The 14018-nt window shown below is 67.5% G+C and carries 14 protein-coding genes and 1 tRNA gene; 5 read left to right on the top strand and 10 right to left on the bottom strand.

Going from position 1 to position 14018, the window contains the following annotated elements; all coding sequences use genetic code 11:
* Positions 1–6: 6 nt before the first annotated feature.
* From AC07N1_RS09645 to AC07N1_RS09660, 4 genes are all read left to right on the top strand, one after another.
* Positions 7–82, top strand: a tRNA-Thr gene (locus tag AC07N1_RS09645).
* A gap of 267 nt (positions 83–349) precedes the next feature.
* Positions 350–598, top strand: a complete 249-nt coding sequence (locus AC07N1_RS09650) for a helix-turn-helix transcriptional regulator (RefSeq protein ID WP_494671597.1) — start codon at positions 350–352, stop codon at positions 596–598.
* A gap of 587 nt (positions 599–1185) precedes the next feature.
* A complete protein-coding gene (locus AC07N1_RS09655; protein WP_494671598.1) occupies positions 1186–1779 on the top strand; it encodes a restriction endonuclease subunit S domain-containing protein in 594 nt (197 codons plus the stop codon).
* Positions 1776–3101, top strand: coding sequence for an HsdM family class I SAM-dependent methyltransferase (locus tag AC07N1_RS09660; protein ID WP_494671599.1), 1326 nt, complete (start codon positions 1776–1778; stop codon positions 3099–3101). The genes AC07N1_RS09655 and AC07N1_RS09660 overlap by 4 nt, the downstream gene beginning before the upstream one ends.
* Before the next feature lie 86 nt (positions 3102–3187).
* Here the strand turns inward: AC07N1_RS09660 and AC07N1_RS09665 are convergent, their stop codons facing one another.
* The 6 genes from AC07N1_RS09665 to sdhC form a co-directional block, all read right to left on the bottom strand.
* Positions 3188–3508 carry a 2Fe-2S iron-sulfur cluster-binding protein gene (locus AC07N1_RS09665; RefSeq protein ID WP_494671600.1) on the bottom strand — a complete coding sequence of 107 codons (321 nt, stop codon included), beginning with the start codon at positions 3506–3508 and terminating at the stop codon, positions 3188–3190.
* A gap of 29 nt (positions 3509–3537) precedes the next feature.
* Complete coding sequence (locus AC07N1_RS09670) at positions 3538–4767, bottom strand: NAD(P)/FAD-dependent oxidoreductase (RefSeq protein ID WP_494671601.1); 1230 nt, start codon at positions 4765–4767, stop codon at positions 3538–3540.
* A 243-nt stretch (positions 4768–5010) separates the two neighbouring features.
* The gene (locus AC07N1_RS09675; protein WP_494671602.1) at positions 5011–5793 is read right to left on the bottom strand and encodes a succinate dehydrogenase iron-sulfur subunit; all 783 of its coding nucleotides are present in this window, start codon (positions 5791–5793) and stop codon (positions 5011–5013) included.
* A gap of 10 nt (positions 5794–5803) precedes the next feature.
* A complete protein-coding gene (gene sdhA, locus AC07N1_RS09680; protein ID WP_494671603.1) occupies positions 5804–7591 on the bottom strand; it encodes a succinate dehydrogenase flavoprotein subunit in 1788 nt (595 codons plus the stop codon).
* Positions 7591–7992, bottom strand: coding sequence for a succinate dehydrogenase, hydrophobic membrane anchor protein (gene sdhD / locus AC07N1_RS09685; RefSeq protein WP_110119586.1), 402 nt, complete (start codon positions 7990–7992; stop codon positions 7591–7593). Before sdhD ends, sdhA begins: the two co-directional genes overlap by 1 nt.
* Before the next feature lie 2 nt (positions 7993–7994).
* Positions 7995–8402 carry a succinate dehydrogenase, cytochrome b556 subunit gene (gene sdhC / locus AC07N1_RS09690; RefSeq protein WP_494593669.1) on the bottom strand — a complete coding sequence of 136 codons (408 nt, stop codon included), beginning with the start codon at positions 8400–8402 and terminating at the stop codon, positions 7995–7997.
* A gap of 180 nt (positions 8403–8582) precedes the next feature.
* Between sdhC and AC07N1_RS09695 the strand changes: the two genes are divergently transcribed.
* Complete coding sequence (locus AC07N1_RS09695; protein WP_494671604.1) at positions 8583–10016, top strand: sensor histidine kinase; 1434 nt, start codon at positions 8583–8585, stop codon at positions 10014–10016.
* 35 nt (positions 10017–10051) lie between these two features.
* On the opposite strand, the gene AC07N1_RS09700 is transcribed toward AC07N1_RS09695, so the two are convergent.
* The 4 genes from AC07N1_RS09700 to AC07N1_RS09715 form a co-directional block, all read right to left on the bottom strand.
* Entirely contained in the window at positions 10052–10636 is a 585-nt protein-coding gene (locus AC07N1_RS09700) for a GDP-mannose pyrophosphatase (RefSeq protein ID WP_494671605.1), read from the bottom strand.
* Between the two features lie 2 nt (positions 10637–10638).
* A complete protein-coding gene (zapE, locus tag AC07N1_RS09705) occupies positions 10639–11757 on the bottom strand; it encodes a cell division protein ZapE (RefSeq protein ID WP_494671606.1) in 1119 nt (372 codons plus the stop codon).
* A gap of 388 nt (positions 11758–12145) precedes the next feature.
* The gene (gene def / locus AC07N1_RS09710; RefSeq protein WP_494671607.1) at positions 12146–12667 is read right to left on the bottom strand and encodes a peptide deformylase; all 522 of its coding nucleotides are present in this window, start codon (positions 12665–12667) and stop codon (positions 12146–12148) included.
* A gap of 8 nt (positions 12668–12675) precedes the next feature.
* On the bottom strand, positions 12676–13983 hold the full coding sequence (locus AC07N1_RS09715) for a DNA recombination protein RmuC (protein ID WP_494671608.1): 1308 nt from the start codon (positions 13981–13983) through the stop codon (positions 12676–12678).
* Between the last annotated feature and the right edge of the window lie 35 nt (positions 13984–14018).

Genomic DNA, 14018 nt, shown 5'->3' on the forward strand with positions numbered 1-14018 from the left:
CCGTGGGCCGCCTTAGCTCAGCCGGTAGAGCGGCGCATTCGTAATGCGTAGGTCAGGTGTTCGAGTCACCTAGGCGGCACCACCAAACCCTTGATTTCATTGAATAAATTCACCGGGCCGCGCCATGGGGTGCCCGTCATGGAAGCTACGTGGAAGCTAGGAAAAAACCTCGTGATCAGGCGCCCGCGCGCCCGGTCCGCGAGCAACGCGATTCCGTTGTGATTTCGGTGTGCGCGCCGTCAGGCATTGTTTTCGCTGAGGAAAGAGGCCCTCACTTGCCAAAACCAGCTCGGCTTTTTTGGTATAGATAGTCCGACGCACTGAAATCTCCTCCGGAGCCATGCGTCACATGAACCACCCCTACAGCACTCCCTCTTCGCCCCTGCTGACCACCGCGCAGGCAGCGCATTTCCTGAGCGTGTCTCCTCGCACGCTGGAGGACTGGCGGCTACGCGGCCTGGGCCCACCATTCCGCAAGCTCAGCGGCCGCCTGGTGCGCTACGCGCGGGAGGATCTGGAGCTATTCTTGACTGGTGCGCGCCGGACCAATACCGGCCAGCCTACGCCGCCGCAGTTTAGCCGAGGCTGGGCTGCTTGATCATCGTGTTTGGCCTTCGCCAGTTGCGCGACTGAAATGCCTTAAGCCGACGCTCTCGCAAGTTTCAATGCGGGAGCGTCCGGCGGCACGGTTCGGTGGTCGGCAGGTATTAAGCTCTGCCGACAAAATGCAGGATCGCGCATAGCTGCTGTTAATGCCCCTCCGGAAACTGGACAATCGCGCAGGGATTGAGAAGGTCCCCTCCGGCGAATTTTGGAGGGTTCGCTAGGTTGCCACTGGCGCAGGTATATCGGCGCATATGTGCGGCTCGCCAGCGCATCTGCTGGGCGCGTCCAGCCCCTCCTCGAGCGTCTAGGCGGCACCACTTCTCTTCTCTTTTTCCGTACTTCCGACACCGACGACCCGTTGAGGGCAGGCGAACATCGCCTAAGGACGGGGCGGACGGATGGTGTAGAAGAGAGTGATCAGGCTCACGAGCAGGCCGCCAACGGCGACGATCCTCTCGACCAGCGTTCCAATTTCCTCGATGCTCATTGTCTTTCCATGTTATAAGCAGGGTTGCAGCGCCACCCCATGCCTATATGGCGCATATTCACCCGCACTTCAAGTGTCATAAGTAGGGTTGCATGACACATATCGAGACGATCGAGTCCCTGGCCGAGGTGGTTTTCTCCGGCCGCTCGACATCAAGGATAAAGGCCATGCCGGGCGGTAAGCCGGTTCGCCTCGTCACGCCGCGTGACGTCGGCTTCGTCCTGGCCGACGTGGATGAATTCGAACGCCTGGAAGTGGACCCAGCCTCCGATCTGGGATCGATCGGCATTCGGGCCGGAGACATGATCATCACGTCGCGCGGAACTCTGCGCGTCGCCGTGGCGCGCCCCGAGCACATCGACGCGATCCCGACTGCGAACCTGATTGTCGTCCGGCTCAAGGAGGTACGGCTGGCCAACGTCCTGGCGGCCTATCTGCGAGCCCCGTCCACGGCTTGGCGCCTCCAACTCGGCTCTGTCGGAACCGCGACCTTGGGCTTTGGAATTCAGGACCTGAAATCCTTGCCCGTCGCCCTGCCCGACGACCACCAGATCGACACCCTGAATGACCTGGTTGAATTGACCGATCGGTACGCCGACGCGGTGCTTCGCAGTGTCGAAAGTCGGCGGCTCATCGCACAGGAAATGGTGAGAAAGGCGCTCGAAGCGAACGAGGCTCCGCGATGACGATCTCCACCGACATCCTGAAGGGACTCAGCAACCAGCTCCGCCACCTCGGTCGCCTTGAGTCCGGGCGCCGCGTCCTTGCGCTCCTGGCCCTGGGCCTGCTGGCGCAGCGCCACGGCAAGGGCGCCTGGAACGCCATTCGGCTGCGCGCGCGACATCAACAAGGCCCCACCGGGCTGGACCACGAACTGTACCATGTCGCCTACGCCATCGAGGACGCGGTTCCGCAATTGCGAGGCGCCTTGACCGAGACGCTGCTCGCCGATCTCGCCCAGGCGGGGCCTTCGTTGCCGGCGCTGATCGTGATCGCCGACAGCCTGATCGAGCAAGCGGGCGCTTTCGACAGTCCGGCGGATCTGTTCGACGCCACTATCGCCGAATTCTCGCAGGGCGCCCCTGCGGGCGATTTCGAAACGCAACGCCCTCTCGCGCAACTCGTCGCCGAACTCCTCGCCCCCCTTCCCAACCGACGCGTCGTCGATCCGCGCTGCGGACTGGGCGCGCTGCTTTCGGAAGTCGCGCGCAAGGCTCCCGGTTCGACAATGGTGGGCCAGGAGCTCAGCGCCGTTGCGGCCGCACTCACGCGATTGAGGCTGCATTTCATGGACGCGACGGCCGACATTCGGGTCGCCGACGCCCTGTCGAGCTGGAACCAGTTCGGCGACCCGTACGACTACGCCGTCTGCGCCCCTCCGATTGCGGCCAAGCTCACGCCTTCGGAACGAACGCCGCTGGAAAATGTCTTCGGACTGAGCCGCCCGCTCCTGCGATCGGAGACCGCCTACCTGCTCCACTGTGCGAGCCTGCTTCGCTCCGGGGGCCGGGCTGTCGTTCTGATGCCGATCGCCTTCCTGTTTCGGAGCCTCGACGAAGAGGCTCGCCGCAGACTGATCCAGGCGAGGCAGATCGAGGGCGTGGTCTCACTGCCGACCGGCGTCGTCCCATGGACGGAAATCGCTTTCGCCGCCGTCGTCCTGCGCGCGGCGAACGAGGGTCCCGATCACATCCGCCTGGTGGATGGCGAGCGGCTCGACGTCAGAACGCATCGCGGCGCCGAGCGACTGACCGCGGCCCACATCAGCGACCTGCTGTCGCGATACCAGGGGCCGGAGCCATCGGAGGCCGTGGACGTCGCGATCACGAAACTGCTCGACGACGACGTCAACCTGCGCCCGCAACGCTGGCTTCAGGCCACGGAAGAAGAGCAGATCGATATCGGCGCGGTCTACGGCGCGGCGTTGCAGGCGGAGAAAGACGCCGCCGCGCTGTTGAAGGAGCTGGATGCCCTGGCGGTGCTGGCGCGCATGATGCGAGGCCGATGAAGCCCCGAACGCCCACCGCCTGCGAAAGCTGACGCCGCGACGAGCCGTTGCTCCTCGCGGCGCCGATTTCGTTCAGCCCATCAGCCTCAATGCTGGCTTTCCGGCAGGCGGACGACCAGGCCGTCGAGGGCGTCGGTGACCTTGATCTGGCAGGAGAGGCGGCTGTTGGGTTCGACGTTCTCGGCGAAGTCGAGCATCGACTCCTCCATGGCCGACTTGTCGCCGGTCTTGTCGGTCCAGGCGTCGTCGACATAGACGTGGCAGGTGGCGCAGGCGCAGGCGCCGCCGCAGTCGGCGTCGATGCCCGGGACGTTGTTCTTCACCGCGCCTTCCATGACCGTCAGGCCCGGCTTGACGTCGAGGGCGTGCTCGGTCCCGTCGAATTCGATGTAGGTGATCTTGGCCATGGTTCCCCTGCGTAGCTAGAGGGCGGCTTTCAGGCCGCCACTTCCTTCATGGATATCGCCGGATCCGCGAGCTTTGTCTTAGACACGGGCGTCCGCTTGGCGATCAATTGTTTGCCGGCCATGAACTCGGGCGGCGCGTTGACGGCTTCCACGGCCTGGACGAGGTCGCCCTTGAGGTGGAAGACGGCGAACCTGGCGGCGGCTACGTCGCCGCGTACGATCGTGCTGTCGGCGTCGAACGGCAGGCCGGCGATCTGGAGCTTGAGGTCGTACTGGTCGGACCAGAACCACGGCAGCTCGGGCGGCGGGCCGGCGCGGCCGACGATGGCGGCGGCGGCCTGCTTGGCCTGCTCCAGGGCGTTGGGCACGCTCTCCAGCCGGAACTGGCGCTCGTAGATCGGCAGAGGCCGGTGGGCGACGTCGCCGATGGCGAAGACGTGCGGGTCGCCGGTGCGGGCTTCGAGATCGACGACGATGCCGCCGGTGCACTCCAGGCCCGCGTCCTGGGCCAGCTCGACGTTGGGATGGGCGCCGACGCCCACCAGGGCCGCGTCACAGGCCACGACCTGGCCGCCCTTCAGGCGCACGCCAGTGACGCGGCCGTCCTGGCCTTCAAACGCCTCGACATTGGCGTCGAGCTCGAAGGCCACGCCTCGGGCGCCGTGATAGTCCTGGAAGAAGGTCGACAGGGTCTCGCAGGCCACGCGGGCCAGCACCCGGCTCTCGCGCTCGATGACCGTGGCCTCCGCGCCCAGGGTGCGGGCCGAGGCCGCCGCCTCCAGGCCGACATAGCCGCCGCCGACCACGGCCAGGCGCTTGCCCGGACCGAGCGCGGCCTTCAGCGCCTCGGCGTCGGCCGCCGTGCGCAGGGCCAGAACGCCGGAGAGATCGGCGCCGGGGATCGGCAGCTCGCGGGCGCGGGCGCCGGTGGCCAGGATCAGGAAATCGTAGGAGATGACCTCGCCCGAGGCGAGGGTCACGGTGCGGTCGCCGCGGTTGAGGCTGGTCGCCACGCCTTGCAGGCGCAGGGCGACATTGGCCTCGGCGTACCATTCCTGGGGTTTCAGCGCGAGGGAGTCGGCGTCGGCCTCGCCCTTGAGCCAGGCCTTGCTGAGCGGCGGGCGCTGATAGGGCAGCAGCGGCTCCTCGCCGATCAGCACGATCGGGCCTTCGTGCCCGTACTGACGCAGGAAGGCCGCCGCCGAACCGCCGGCATGGCCCGCGCCGACGATGACCACCTTGGCTTTCGGATCGCTCACGACCGCTTCACTCAACGCGCCTGCCTCCCGCACGACAAAATTGACGACCCCGTCATCTTTTGCAAGCCGGGCCGAAGGTGTGTCCGTCATCAGCCATAGACAGCACGGAGGCCGCCGTGAAGAGCGCCGTCCGGAAAGTGCGGCAGGCGAATAGCCCGCCCCTCATGCGCCCCATATGCGAAAGCCCCGCCGCAGGGCGGCGAGGCTTCCGGATCATCGAAAGAAGCGACGAAGGCGCGGTCGTCAGACCACGCGCTCCACCAGCATCTTCTTGATCGAGGCGATGGCCTTGGCCGGGTTCAGCCCCTTGGGGCAGACCTGGGCGCAGTTCATGATCGTGTGGCAGCGATAGAGCTTGAACGGGTCCTCGAGGTCGTCGAGGCGGTCGCCGGTCGCTTCATCGCGGCTGTCGATCAGCCAGCGGTAGGCGTGCAGCAGGGCCGCGGGGCCCAGATACTTCTCGCCGTTCCACCAGTAGCTCGGGCACGAGGTCGAGCAGCAGGCGCAGAGGATGCACTCGTAGAGACCGTCGAGCTTTTCGCGGTCTTCCGGCGACTGGCGCCATTCGTTCTGCGGCTCGGGGGTCGTGGTGTGCAGCCACGGCTCGATCGAGGCGTACTGGGCGTAGAACAGCGTCAGGTCGGGGATCAGGTCCTTGACCACCGGCACGTGCGGCAGCGGGCTGATCTGCACGGCCTTGCCGGGCACCTCGCCATGGCCGTGGGTGCAGGCCAGGGTGTTGCGGCCGCCGATGTTCATCGCGCACGAACCGCAGACGCCCTCGCGGCACGACCGGCGGAAGGCCAGGGTCGGGTCGATGGTGTTCTTGATGTAGAGCAGCGCATCGAGAACCATCGGGCCGCAGGCCTCGACGTCGACGTCGTAGGTGTCCCACCGCGGGTTCATCCCGGTTTCGGGATCGTAGCGGTAGATCTTGAACGAGCGCACGTTCTTCGAACCGGCCGGGGCCGGCCAGTGCTTGCCGCTCTGAACGCGGGAGTTCTTGGGAAGAGAGAGCTGGACCATCTGCGTTCCCCTAGTAAACCCGTTGCTTCGGCGGGATGTAGTCGATGTCGGTCGACATCGTGTAGTTGTGCACCGGACGGAAATCGATCTTCACCTTGCCGGTCTCGTTGTCGAGCCAGGCCAGGGTGTGCTTCATCCACTCGGTGTCGTTGCGGTCGGAGAAGTCCTCGCGGGCGTGGGCGCCGCGGCTCTCGGTGCGGTTGGCCGCGCCGTTCACCGTCACGACCGCCTGGCCGATGAGGTTGTCAAACTCCAGGGTCTCCATCAGGTCGGTGTTCCACACCAGGCCGCGGTCGGAGACCTTGACGTCGTTCTTCTTGTCCCAGACGGCCTGCAGGCGGGCCACGCCGCTGTCCAGGCTCTCGCCGGTGCGGAACACGGCGGCGTCTTCCTGCATCGCCTTCTGCATTTCGAGGCGCAGTTCGGCGGTCGGGGTCGAGCCGTTGGCGTTGCGGATGCGGTCGAAGCGCGCGATGTGCGCCTCGGTCTGCGAGGCCTTCAGTTCCGGCTGCTTGGCGCCGGGGGTCAGGATCTCGGCGCAGCGCAGGCCGGCCGCGCGGCCGAACACCACCAGGTCGATCAGCGAGTTCGAGCCCAGGCGGTTGGCGCCGTGCACCGACACGCAGGCGGCTTCGCCCACGGCCATCAGGCCCGGGATCACCTGGTCGGGGTTGTCGCCGGCCTTGGTCACCACTTCGCCGTGGTAGTTCGTCGGGATGCCGCCCATGTTGTAGTGGACGGTCGGCAGCACCGGGATCGGGGCCTTGGTCACGTCGACGCCGGCGAACACCTTCGCCGTCTCCGAGATGCCCGGCAGGCGCTCGGCCAGGATCTTCGGATCCAGGTGGTCGAGGTGCAGGAAGATGTGGTCCTTGTTGGGGCCCACGCCGCGGCCTTCGCGGATCTCGATGGTCATCGCGCGGCTGACCATGTCGCGGGGCGCCAGGTCCTTAACCGAAGGGGCGTAGCGCTCCATGAAGCGCTCGCCTTCCGAGTTGGTCAGGTAGCCGCCTTCGCCGCGGGCGCCTTCGGTGATCAGGCAGCCGGCGCCGTAGATGCCGGTGGGGTGGAACTGCACGAATTCCATGTCCTGCAGCGGCAGGCCGGCGCGCAGCGCCATGGCGTTGCCGTCGCCCGTGCAGGTGTGGGCCGAGGTGGCCGAGAAGTAGGCCCGGCCGTAGCCGCCGGTGGCCAGGATCACGGTCTGGGCCTGGAAGCGGTGCAGGGTGCCGTCGTCGAGCTTCCACGCGGTCACGCCGCGGCAGGCGCCGTCTTCCATGATCAGGTCGAGGGCGAAGTACTCGATGAAGAACTCGGTGTCGTGGGCCAGCGACTGGCCGTACATCGTGTGCAGCATCGCGTGACCGGTGCGGTCGGCCGCGGCGCAGGTACGCTGGATCGGGCCTTCGCCGTAGTTCTTGGTCATGCCGCCGAAGGCGCGCTGGTAGATTTTGCCCTCGGCCGTGCGCGAGAACGGCACGCCCCAGTGCTCGAGCTCATAGACCGCCGCCGGAGCGTTGCGGGTCAGGTACTCGATGGCGTCCTGGTCGCCCAGCCAGTCCGAACCCTTGACGGTGTCGAACATGTGCCAGCGCCAGTCGTCCTGGCCCATGTTGCCGAGCGAGGCCGAGATGCCGCCCTGGGCCGCCACGGTGTGGCTGCGGGTCGGGAACACCTTGGTGATGCAGGCGGTCTTGAGACCGGCTTGCGCGGCGCCGAGCGCGGCGCGGAGGCCCGAGCCGCCGGCGCCCACGACGACGACGTCGAACTTGTGGTCGATGAACGTGTAGGCCGACATCAAAGGGCTCCGGTGAAGGCGATCTTCAGGATCGAGACGATCCCCACGGCGCCGGCGAGAATGCAGACGAAGAGGTTGCCGATGACCAGCGCCGCCTTGGGGGCGAAGGCTTCGACATAGTCTTCGATGACCAGTTGGATGGCGTTCTTCAGGTGGACCAGCAGGGCCACGAAGAGCAGCGACAGCAGGACGGCGTTCAGCGGGATCGCCACCCAGGCCGCGACGGTGTCGAAGTCGGCGCCGGCCAGGCGGATGCCCGCGAAGGCGCCCCAGATGAACAGCGGCACGAGGGCCAGACCCGAGATGCGCTCGGAGATGAAGTGGCTAACGCCATGGTGCGCGGCGCCCAGGCCGCGGGCGCGCGACAGCGGGGTGCGGAAGGGGCTGTTGGAGGTGCTCATGGTCAGATCGCTCCGGTCGCGGCGGCGATGATCCAGGTGACGGCGGCGGCGACGATCGCGAAGGCGATCACGGCCAGGCCGGTCATGTCGGCGGTCTTGGGATTGAAGCCCTTGCCCAGGTCCCAGAAGCTCTGACGGACGATGTAGCCGACGTTGTAGAAGACCGCGACGGTGATGCCGAACAGCAGCAGCTTGCCGAGCAGCGAGCCCAGCAGGCCGGTGTAGCAGGCGTAGTGGTCCGGACCCGAGGCCAGCGACAGGGCCCAGCCCGCCAGCAGAAGGACGCCGACATACAGCGCGAACAGGCTGGCGCGGTGCAGGATCGAGCACGCCATGGTGATGTGCCAGCGCCAGACCTGGAGGTGCGGCGACAGCGGACGCTCTGGGAGCCCCCGGCTGGTCTCGGTCATTTTTACGTCCAACCTGTGGATTTGTGCGTTGCGGGACGCTTTTAAGCGCGAGCGCCGGGGTGTCAACGAAACGGCCATTACTTGAGATACGTTCTCAATTCGCCTGGCGAGTGAATGCAGGAACCGCTCAAGCCAAGCTTGCGTTATGGCTGCCTGCCGATGGGGAGAAACATTCAGGGGATGACCGGGCCGATTGATTTCGAGGCCGTGTTCGATCGGCTTCCGACCCCGTACATGATGCTCGACCGCGACCTGCGGTATGTGGCGGCCAACCAGGCCTATCTCGACGCCGTGGGCCGCCGCTGGGCGGACATCGCCGGCGTCTACGTGTTCGCGGCCTTTCCCAGCGAGGACGAGTCGCGGACGCGTCTGGAAGACTCGCTGGTCCGGGCCCGCGACAGCGGCAAGGTCGATCACCTGCCGCTGATCCCCTACGCCATCGAGCGGCCGGCCCACCAGGGCGGCGGCTTCGAGGACCGCATCTGGAGCGCCACCCACACGCCGATTCCCGGCCCGGGCGGCCGCACGGCCTATATCGTCCAGCACACCCAGGACGTCACCGCCATCCAGCGGCTGAAGGACATGGCGTTCGGGCGCGGCGAGATGACCATGCTGCAGGACGACGTGCTGCTGCGGGCCGGCGCCGCCGAGGCCCAGAGCGCCGACCTGCGCCGCCTCTTCATGCAGGCGCCCAGCTTCATGGCCGTGCTGCGCGGGCCCGACCACCGCATCGATCTGATCAACAACGCCTACAGCCAGCTGATCGGCTGGCGCGACGTGGTCGGCCTGCCCCTGCGCGAGGCCCTGCCCGAGGTGGTGGAACAGGGCTTCATCACCCTGCTCGACCGGGTCAGCGCCAGCGCCGAGGCCTTCGTCGGCCGCGAGATCAAGGTCGCCCTGCAGCGCACCCCGGACGGCCCGCTGGAAGACCGCTTCCTCGACTTCATCTACCAGCCGATCGTCGAGGCCGACGGCGCGGTCTCGGGCGTGCTGGTCGAGGGCTCGGACGTGACGGACAAGGTTCTGGCCGGCGAGCAGCAGCGCCTGCTGCTCGACGAGCTGAACCACCGCGTCAAGAACACCCTGGCCACCGTCCAGGCCATCGCCCGCCAGACCCTGCGCGGGATCGAGAAACCCGAAGCCTTCGTGCGGGCCTTCGAAGCGCGGCTGCTGGCCCTGTCCCAGACCCACAACGCCCTGACCGACAGCCAGTGGGCGGGGGCGGGCCTGCGCCCGATCCTGGCCCAGGAACTGGCGCCCTATGACGCCGGCCGCATCGTCATGGACGGGCCGGACGTCAACCTGCCCGCCCGGGTGGCCCTGTCGCTGGGCATGGTGTTCCACGAACTGGCCACCAACGCCGCCAAGTACGGGGCGCTGAGCGACGAGGCCGGCCGGCTGCGCCTGAACTGGTCCGTCGCCCCGCCGGGCCTGCTGACCTTCGAATGGCGCGAGGCCGGCGGCCCGCCCGTGACCGCCCCCGCCCGCCGCGGCTTCGGCTCGCGCCTGATCGAACGCAGCATCGGCGCCGAACTGCGCGGCGAGGTGGCGATCGACTATGCTCGGACGGGGCTGGTCTGCCGGTTCACGGTGTCGCTGGACCGGGTATTCTGAGCCCTCTTCGCCGCCGTGGAGATGCCCAGCGGGCCTTAAGCCTTGAACAGGTTGAGAGCGGCCCACTGCAACAGCATGATGGTCTTGCCGTCGCGGATTCGGCCATCGGCGATCATGGCCAGAGCCGCATCGATGGTCGGCTCCAGAACCTCGATGTCCTCACCCTCGTCTGCATGGCCACCGCCGTCGCCGATCCGCATCGCCGCGTCATACTCGGCCACGAAGAAATGCAGGATCTCGGTCACCGAGCCCGGGCTCATGAAGGCTTCGAAAATCTTGCGGACGCCGCCGAGACGATAGCCCAGCTCCTCCTCGACCTCGGCGCGGATGCGCGTCTCGGGGTCGGCGTCGTCGAGCAGCCCCGCGGCCGCCTCGATCAGCAGGTCGTCGTAGCCGTTGACGAAGGCCGGATAGCGGAACTGCCTGACCAGCAGCACCGTGCGATTTTCCAGGCTATAGGGCAGCAGCACTGCGCCGTTGCCACGATCATAGGTCTCGCGGCTCTGGGCCTGCCACGATCCGTCGCGCCGCCGCCAATCGAAATTGGTCGTCTTCAGGACGTACCAGTTGTCCGACAGCAGCCTGGTCTCGCGAACGCGAACCCGGTCCTTGACGCTCATGCTCAATCCCTTACCCGCGCCACGTAGTCGGCCGAGCGCATCTCCTGCAGGCGCGACACCGTGCGCTCGAACTCGAAGGAGCCGTCGCCGGCCGGATACAGCGCCTCGGGCTCGCCGGCGGCCAGGGCGACCAGCTTGGCGTCGGCCTCGTAGAGGGCGTCGATCAGGGTGTTGAAGCGCTTGGCCGCGTCGCGCTTCTCGGGGACCAGCAGCGGGATGTCTTCCAGGAAGATGGTGTGGAAGCGCGCGGCCAGGGCCAGGTAGTCCTGCGGCCCCAGGGCCTGCTGGCACAGGCTGGCGAACGAGCTGCGCACCAGGCCGCCGGCGGCGCGCGGCAGGCGCAGCTTGCGGCCCATCACCTCCAGCGTCGCGCCGGTCTCCTCGGCGCCGTCCAGCATGTCGGCCCACAGGGCGTCGAACTCGGCCTCGGTCGCCTTGTCGACCGGCGACAGCCAGGTGCGGCCGGCCCGCAGGCGGTCGAGGCGGAAATCCACCGGCCCGCGCACGGCCACGACCTCCATCTTCTCCTTCAGCATGGCGATGAAGGGGGTGAAGAGCTGGCGGTTGAGGCCGTCCTTGTAGAGGTCGTCGGGCGGGCGGTTCGAGGTGGCGACCAGGGTCACGCCCTCGGCGAACAGGGCCTCGAACAGCCGGCCCAGGATCATGGCGTCGGCGATGTCGGTGACCTGCAACTCGTCGAAGCACAGCAGCCTTGCCTGGTCGGCGATCAGCTCGGCCGTCGGGGCGATCGGGTCGTCGCCCTTGTGGCGGCCGAAGCGGGCCTTGCGCTCGGCGGCGTCGCCCTTGCGCCAGGCGTCGATGTGGGCGTGCACCTCGGCCATGAAGACGTGGAAGTGCACCCGCCGCTTGCGGTGCACGGGGGCGCTGTCGAAGAACAGGTCCATGACCATCGACTTGCCGCGCCCGACCGGCCCCCAGATGTAGAGGCCGCGCTGGCTCTTGGGCTTGCGGCCGAAGAACGAGAAGCTGGGCTCGCCGGCGCCGTCGAGATCGGCTTCCAGCCGGGCCAGGGCCTCGATGGCGGCGGCCTGGGCGACATCGGGACGAAGCTCGCCGGCGGCGAGGCGCTCACGATAGGCGGTGCGTACGGACTGAGGCATCGGGGATGCGGGTTAGCGCGGGACGGCGCGTGGGGGAACCCTCTCCCTGAAGGGAGAGGTGTCGGCGAAGCCGACGGAGAGGGCAATGGCGCGGAAATCGGCCAGCGTCGCGGCGGCTGAAAACGTCCCCCCTCCGGCCCTCTGGGCCACCTCCCCCACAGGGGGAGGATCTTGGAAAGCGACACCAGCAAACCCGCCTCCCTCGCCCCTGTGGCGAGGGCCCATGCCGGCGACCGTTCAGACCTTGGCCGACCTGCAAAGGTCTGAGCCGTTGAACGATGGATCCTGGGCACAAGGCCCAGGAAGGCAGTTCTTTTTTGGAGAGGGACAAAGAAAAAGCCCCGGCCTTTCGGACCGGGGCTTTTCTTTGAAACGCAGCGTGAGGCGATCAAGCCGCCCGGCGCGCCTTCTTGGCTTTGGCCATCGCCCGGTCGCGGCGCAGGCGCGACAGGTGGTCAATGAACAGCACGCCTTCCAGGTGGTCCATCTCGTGCTGGATGCAGACGGCGAACAGGCCCTCGGCCTCTTCTTCCACCTTCTCGCCCTGATAGTTCAGGTAGCGCACCTTGATGCGGGCCGGACGCTCGACGGCGTCGTAATATTCCGGCACCGACAGGCAGCCTTCCTCGTAGACGAACAGCTCTTCCGACGGATCGAACAGCTCGGGGTTGACGAAGAAGCGCGGGGCCGGCTCCTCGCCCTCGCGGGCCAGGTCCATGACGATGACACGCACGGGCTCGCCCACCTGCACGGCCGCCAGGCCGATGCCGGGCGCCTCGTACATGGTCTCCAGCATGTCGTCCATGAGCACGCGCAGGTCGTCGGTCACGGCCTCGACGGGCGTAGAGATTTTCTTCAGCGTCGCCAGGTCGGCGGGGCTGTCGATGGTAAGGATGCGACGGATAGCCATAACGCTACTCAGGTAGGCGTCCCGTTTCCGAGGGTCAAGGCGGGGTTTTGTCCCACCCCGTCCGATAGTTGGTTCTCGGGGGCCGCGATTTCCAGCTTGGTGACGGGGCGCACGGCGGTGTCGACGGCCGTCAGCTCCTCGATGCCCTTACCGCCGTGCTCGACCTTCAGCTTCTCGAACTCGCGGGCCTTGGGCAGCACGCGGCTCTCCAGCGAGCCGACGAAGGCGTTGTACTTGTCGACCGCCTGCGACAGCGAGCGGCCCACCCCGGCCACGTGGCCGCCCATGTCGGCGACGCGCTTGTAGAGCTCGCGGCCCAGGGCGGCGACCTCGACGGCGTTCTTGGCCTGCTCCTCCACCCGCCAGCCGTAGGACACGGCCTTGCACAGCGCGAACAGGGTCGAGGGCGTGGCGATGATCACCCGCTTCTCCATGGCCTCGGTCATCAGCTCCGGCGCGCGCTCCAGGGCCGCGGCCAGGATGCCGTCGCCGGGCACGAACATGGCCACGAAGTCGGGCGAGACCTCCAGGGCGTCCCAATAGGCCTTGGCCGACAGCGACTTGATGTGTTCGCGCAAGCTATTGGCGTGGCGCAGATAGGCGGCCTCGCGGGCCACGTCGTCGGCCGCGTCCTGGGCTTCCAGATAGGCGTTCAGCGAGCACTTGGCGTCGATGACGAAGGCGGCGTTGCGCGGCATCCGCACCACCACGTCGGGACGCACGCGGCCGCCGTCCAGCGAAACCTGCTCGGTGAAGTCGACCCCGTGCTTGAGGCCGGCCATCTCCAGCACGTTGCGCAGCATCTGCTCGCCCCAGCGGCCCTGCACGCCCGCGCCCCGGCGCAGGGCGGCCGACAGCTTGCGGGCCTCGGTCTGGGTGGCGGCCGAGGCCTCCATCAGGGCGGCGATCTGGGCTTTCAGGCCGCCGCTCTCCTCGGCGCGCGACTTCTCGACGGCGGTGACCTGGGCCTCGAACTTGGCCAGGGTCTCGGCCACCGGCTTCAGTTGCGCCTCCAGACGGGCGTGGGTGAGCTGGTCGCGGCTCTTGGCGTTCTCGTCGGCCCGCTTGATCAGCTGCTCGGCCACGGCCTGGGCGCTCTTTTCCGCCTGGGCCCGGATCAGCTCGATCTGGGTCTTGGACTGGTCCTCCAGCATGCGGTGGCGGTCCAGCGCCTGCTCCAGCTGGGCGCCCAGCCGCCACACCTCCTGCGAGGCGGCGGCGGCCTTGCGCTGCGCCATCAGCGCCCAGACGACGGCGCCGGCCGCGGCGGCCAGGAACACGAGGGCGAGGATCAGATAGGGGTCGACGACGTTCATGCTCCGTTCTTAGCCGGAGTCGAAGGTGGAAGAAA

The sequence above is a fragment of the Caulobacter sp. GW821-FHT09B11 genome (genome assembly GCF_059418205.1).

Excerpts from the sequence above, each read along its gene's own strand:
- AC07N1_RS09650 (WP_494671597.1), top strand. The coding sequence starts at position 350 with ATGAACCACCCCTACAGCACTCCCTCTTCGCCCCTGCTGACCACCGCG.
- AC07N1_RS09655 (WP_494671598.1), top strand. The coding sequence starts at position 1,186 with ATGACACATATCGAGACGATCGAGTCCCTGGCCGAGGTGGTTTTCTCC.
- AC07N1_RS09660 (WP_494671599.1), top strand. The coding sequence starts at position 1,776 with ATGACGATCTCCACCGACATCCTGAAGGGACTCAGCAACCAGCTCCGC.
- AC07N1_RS09665 (WP_494671600.1), bottom strand. The coding sequence starts at position 3,508 with ATGGCCAAGATCACCTACATCGAATTCGACGGGACCGAGCACGCCCTC.
- AC07N1_RS09675 (WP_494671602.1), bottom strand. The coding sequence starts at position 5,793 with ATGGTCCAGCTCTCTCTTCCCAAGAACTCCCGCGTTCAGAGCGGCAAG.
- sdhA (WP_494671603.1), bottom strand. The coding sequence starts at position 7,591 with ATGTCGGCCTACACGTTCATCGACCACAAGTTCGACGTCGTCGTCGTG.
- sdhD (WP_110119586.1), bottom strand. The coding sequence starts at position 7,992 with ATGAGCACCTCCAACAGCCCCTTCCGCACCCCGCTGTCGCGCGCCCGC.
- sdhC (WP_494593669.1), bottom strand. The coding sequence starts at position 8,402 with ATGACCGAGACCAGCCGGGGGCTCCCAGAGCGTCCGCTGTCGCCGCAC.
- AC07N1_RS09695 (WP_494671604.1), top strand. The coding sequence starts at position 8,583 with ATGACCGGGCCGATTGATTTCGAGGCCGTGTTCGATCGGCTTCCGACC.
- AC07N1_RS09700 (WP_494671605.1), bottom strand. The coding sequence starts at position 10,636 with ATGAGCGTCAAGGACCGGGTTCGCGTTCGCGAGACCAGGCTGCTGTCG.
- zapE (WP_494671606.1), bottom strand. The coding sequence starts at position 11,757 with ATGCCTCAGTCCGTACGCACCGCCTATCGTGAGCGCCTCGCCGCCGGC.
- def (WP_494671607.1), bottom strand. The coding sequence starts at position 12,667 with ATGGCTATCCGTCGCATCCTTACCATCGACAGCCCCGCCGACCTGGCG.
- AC07N1_RS09715 (WP_494671608.1), bottom strand. The coding sequence starts at position 13,983 with ATGAACGTCGTCGACCCCTATCTGATCCTCGCCCTCGTGTTCCTGGCC.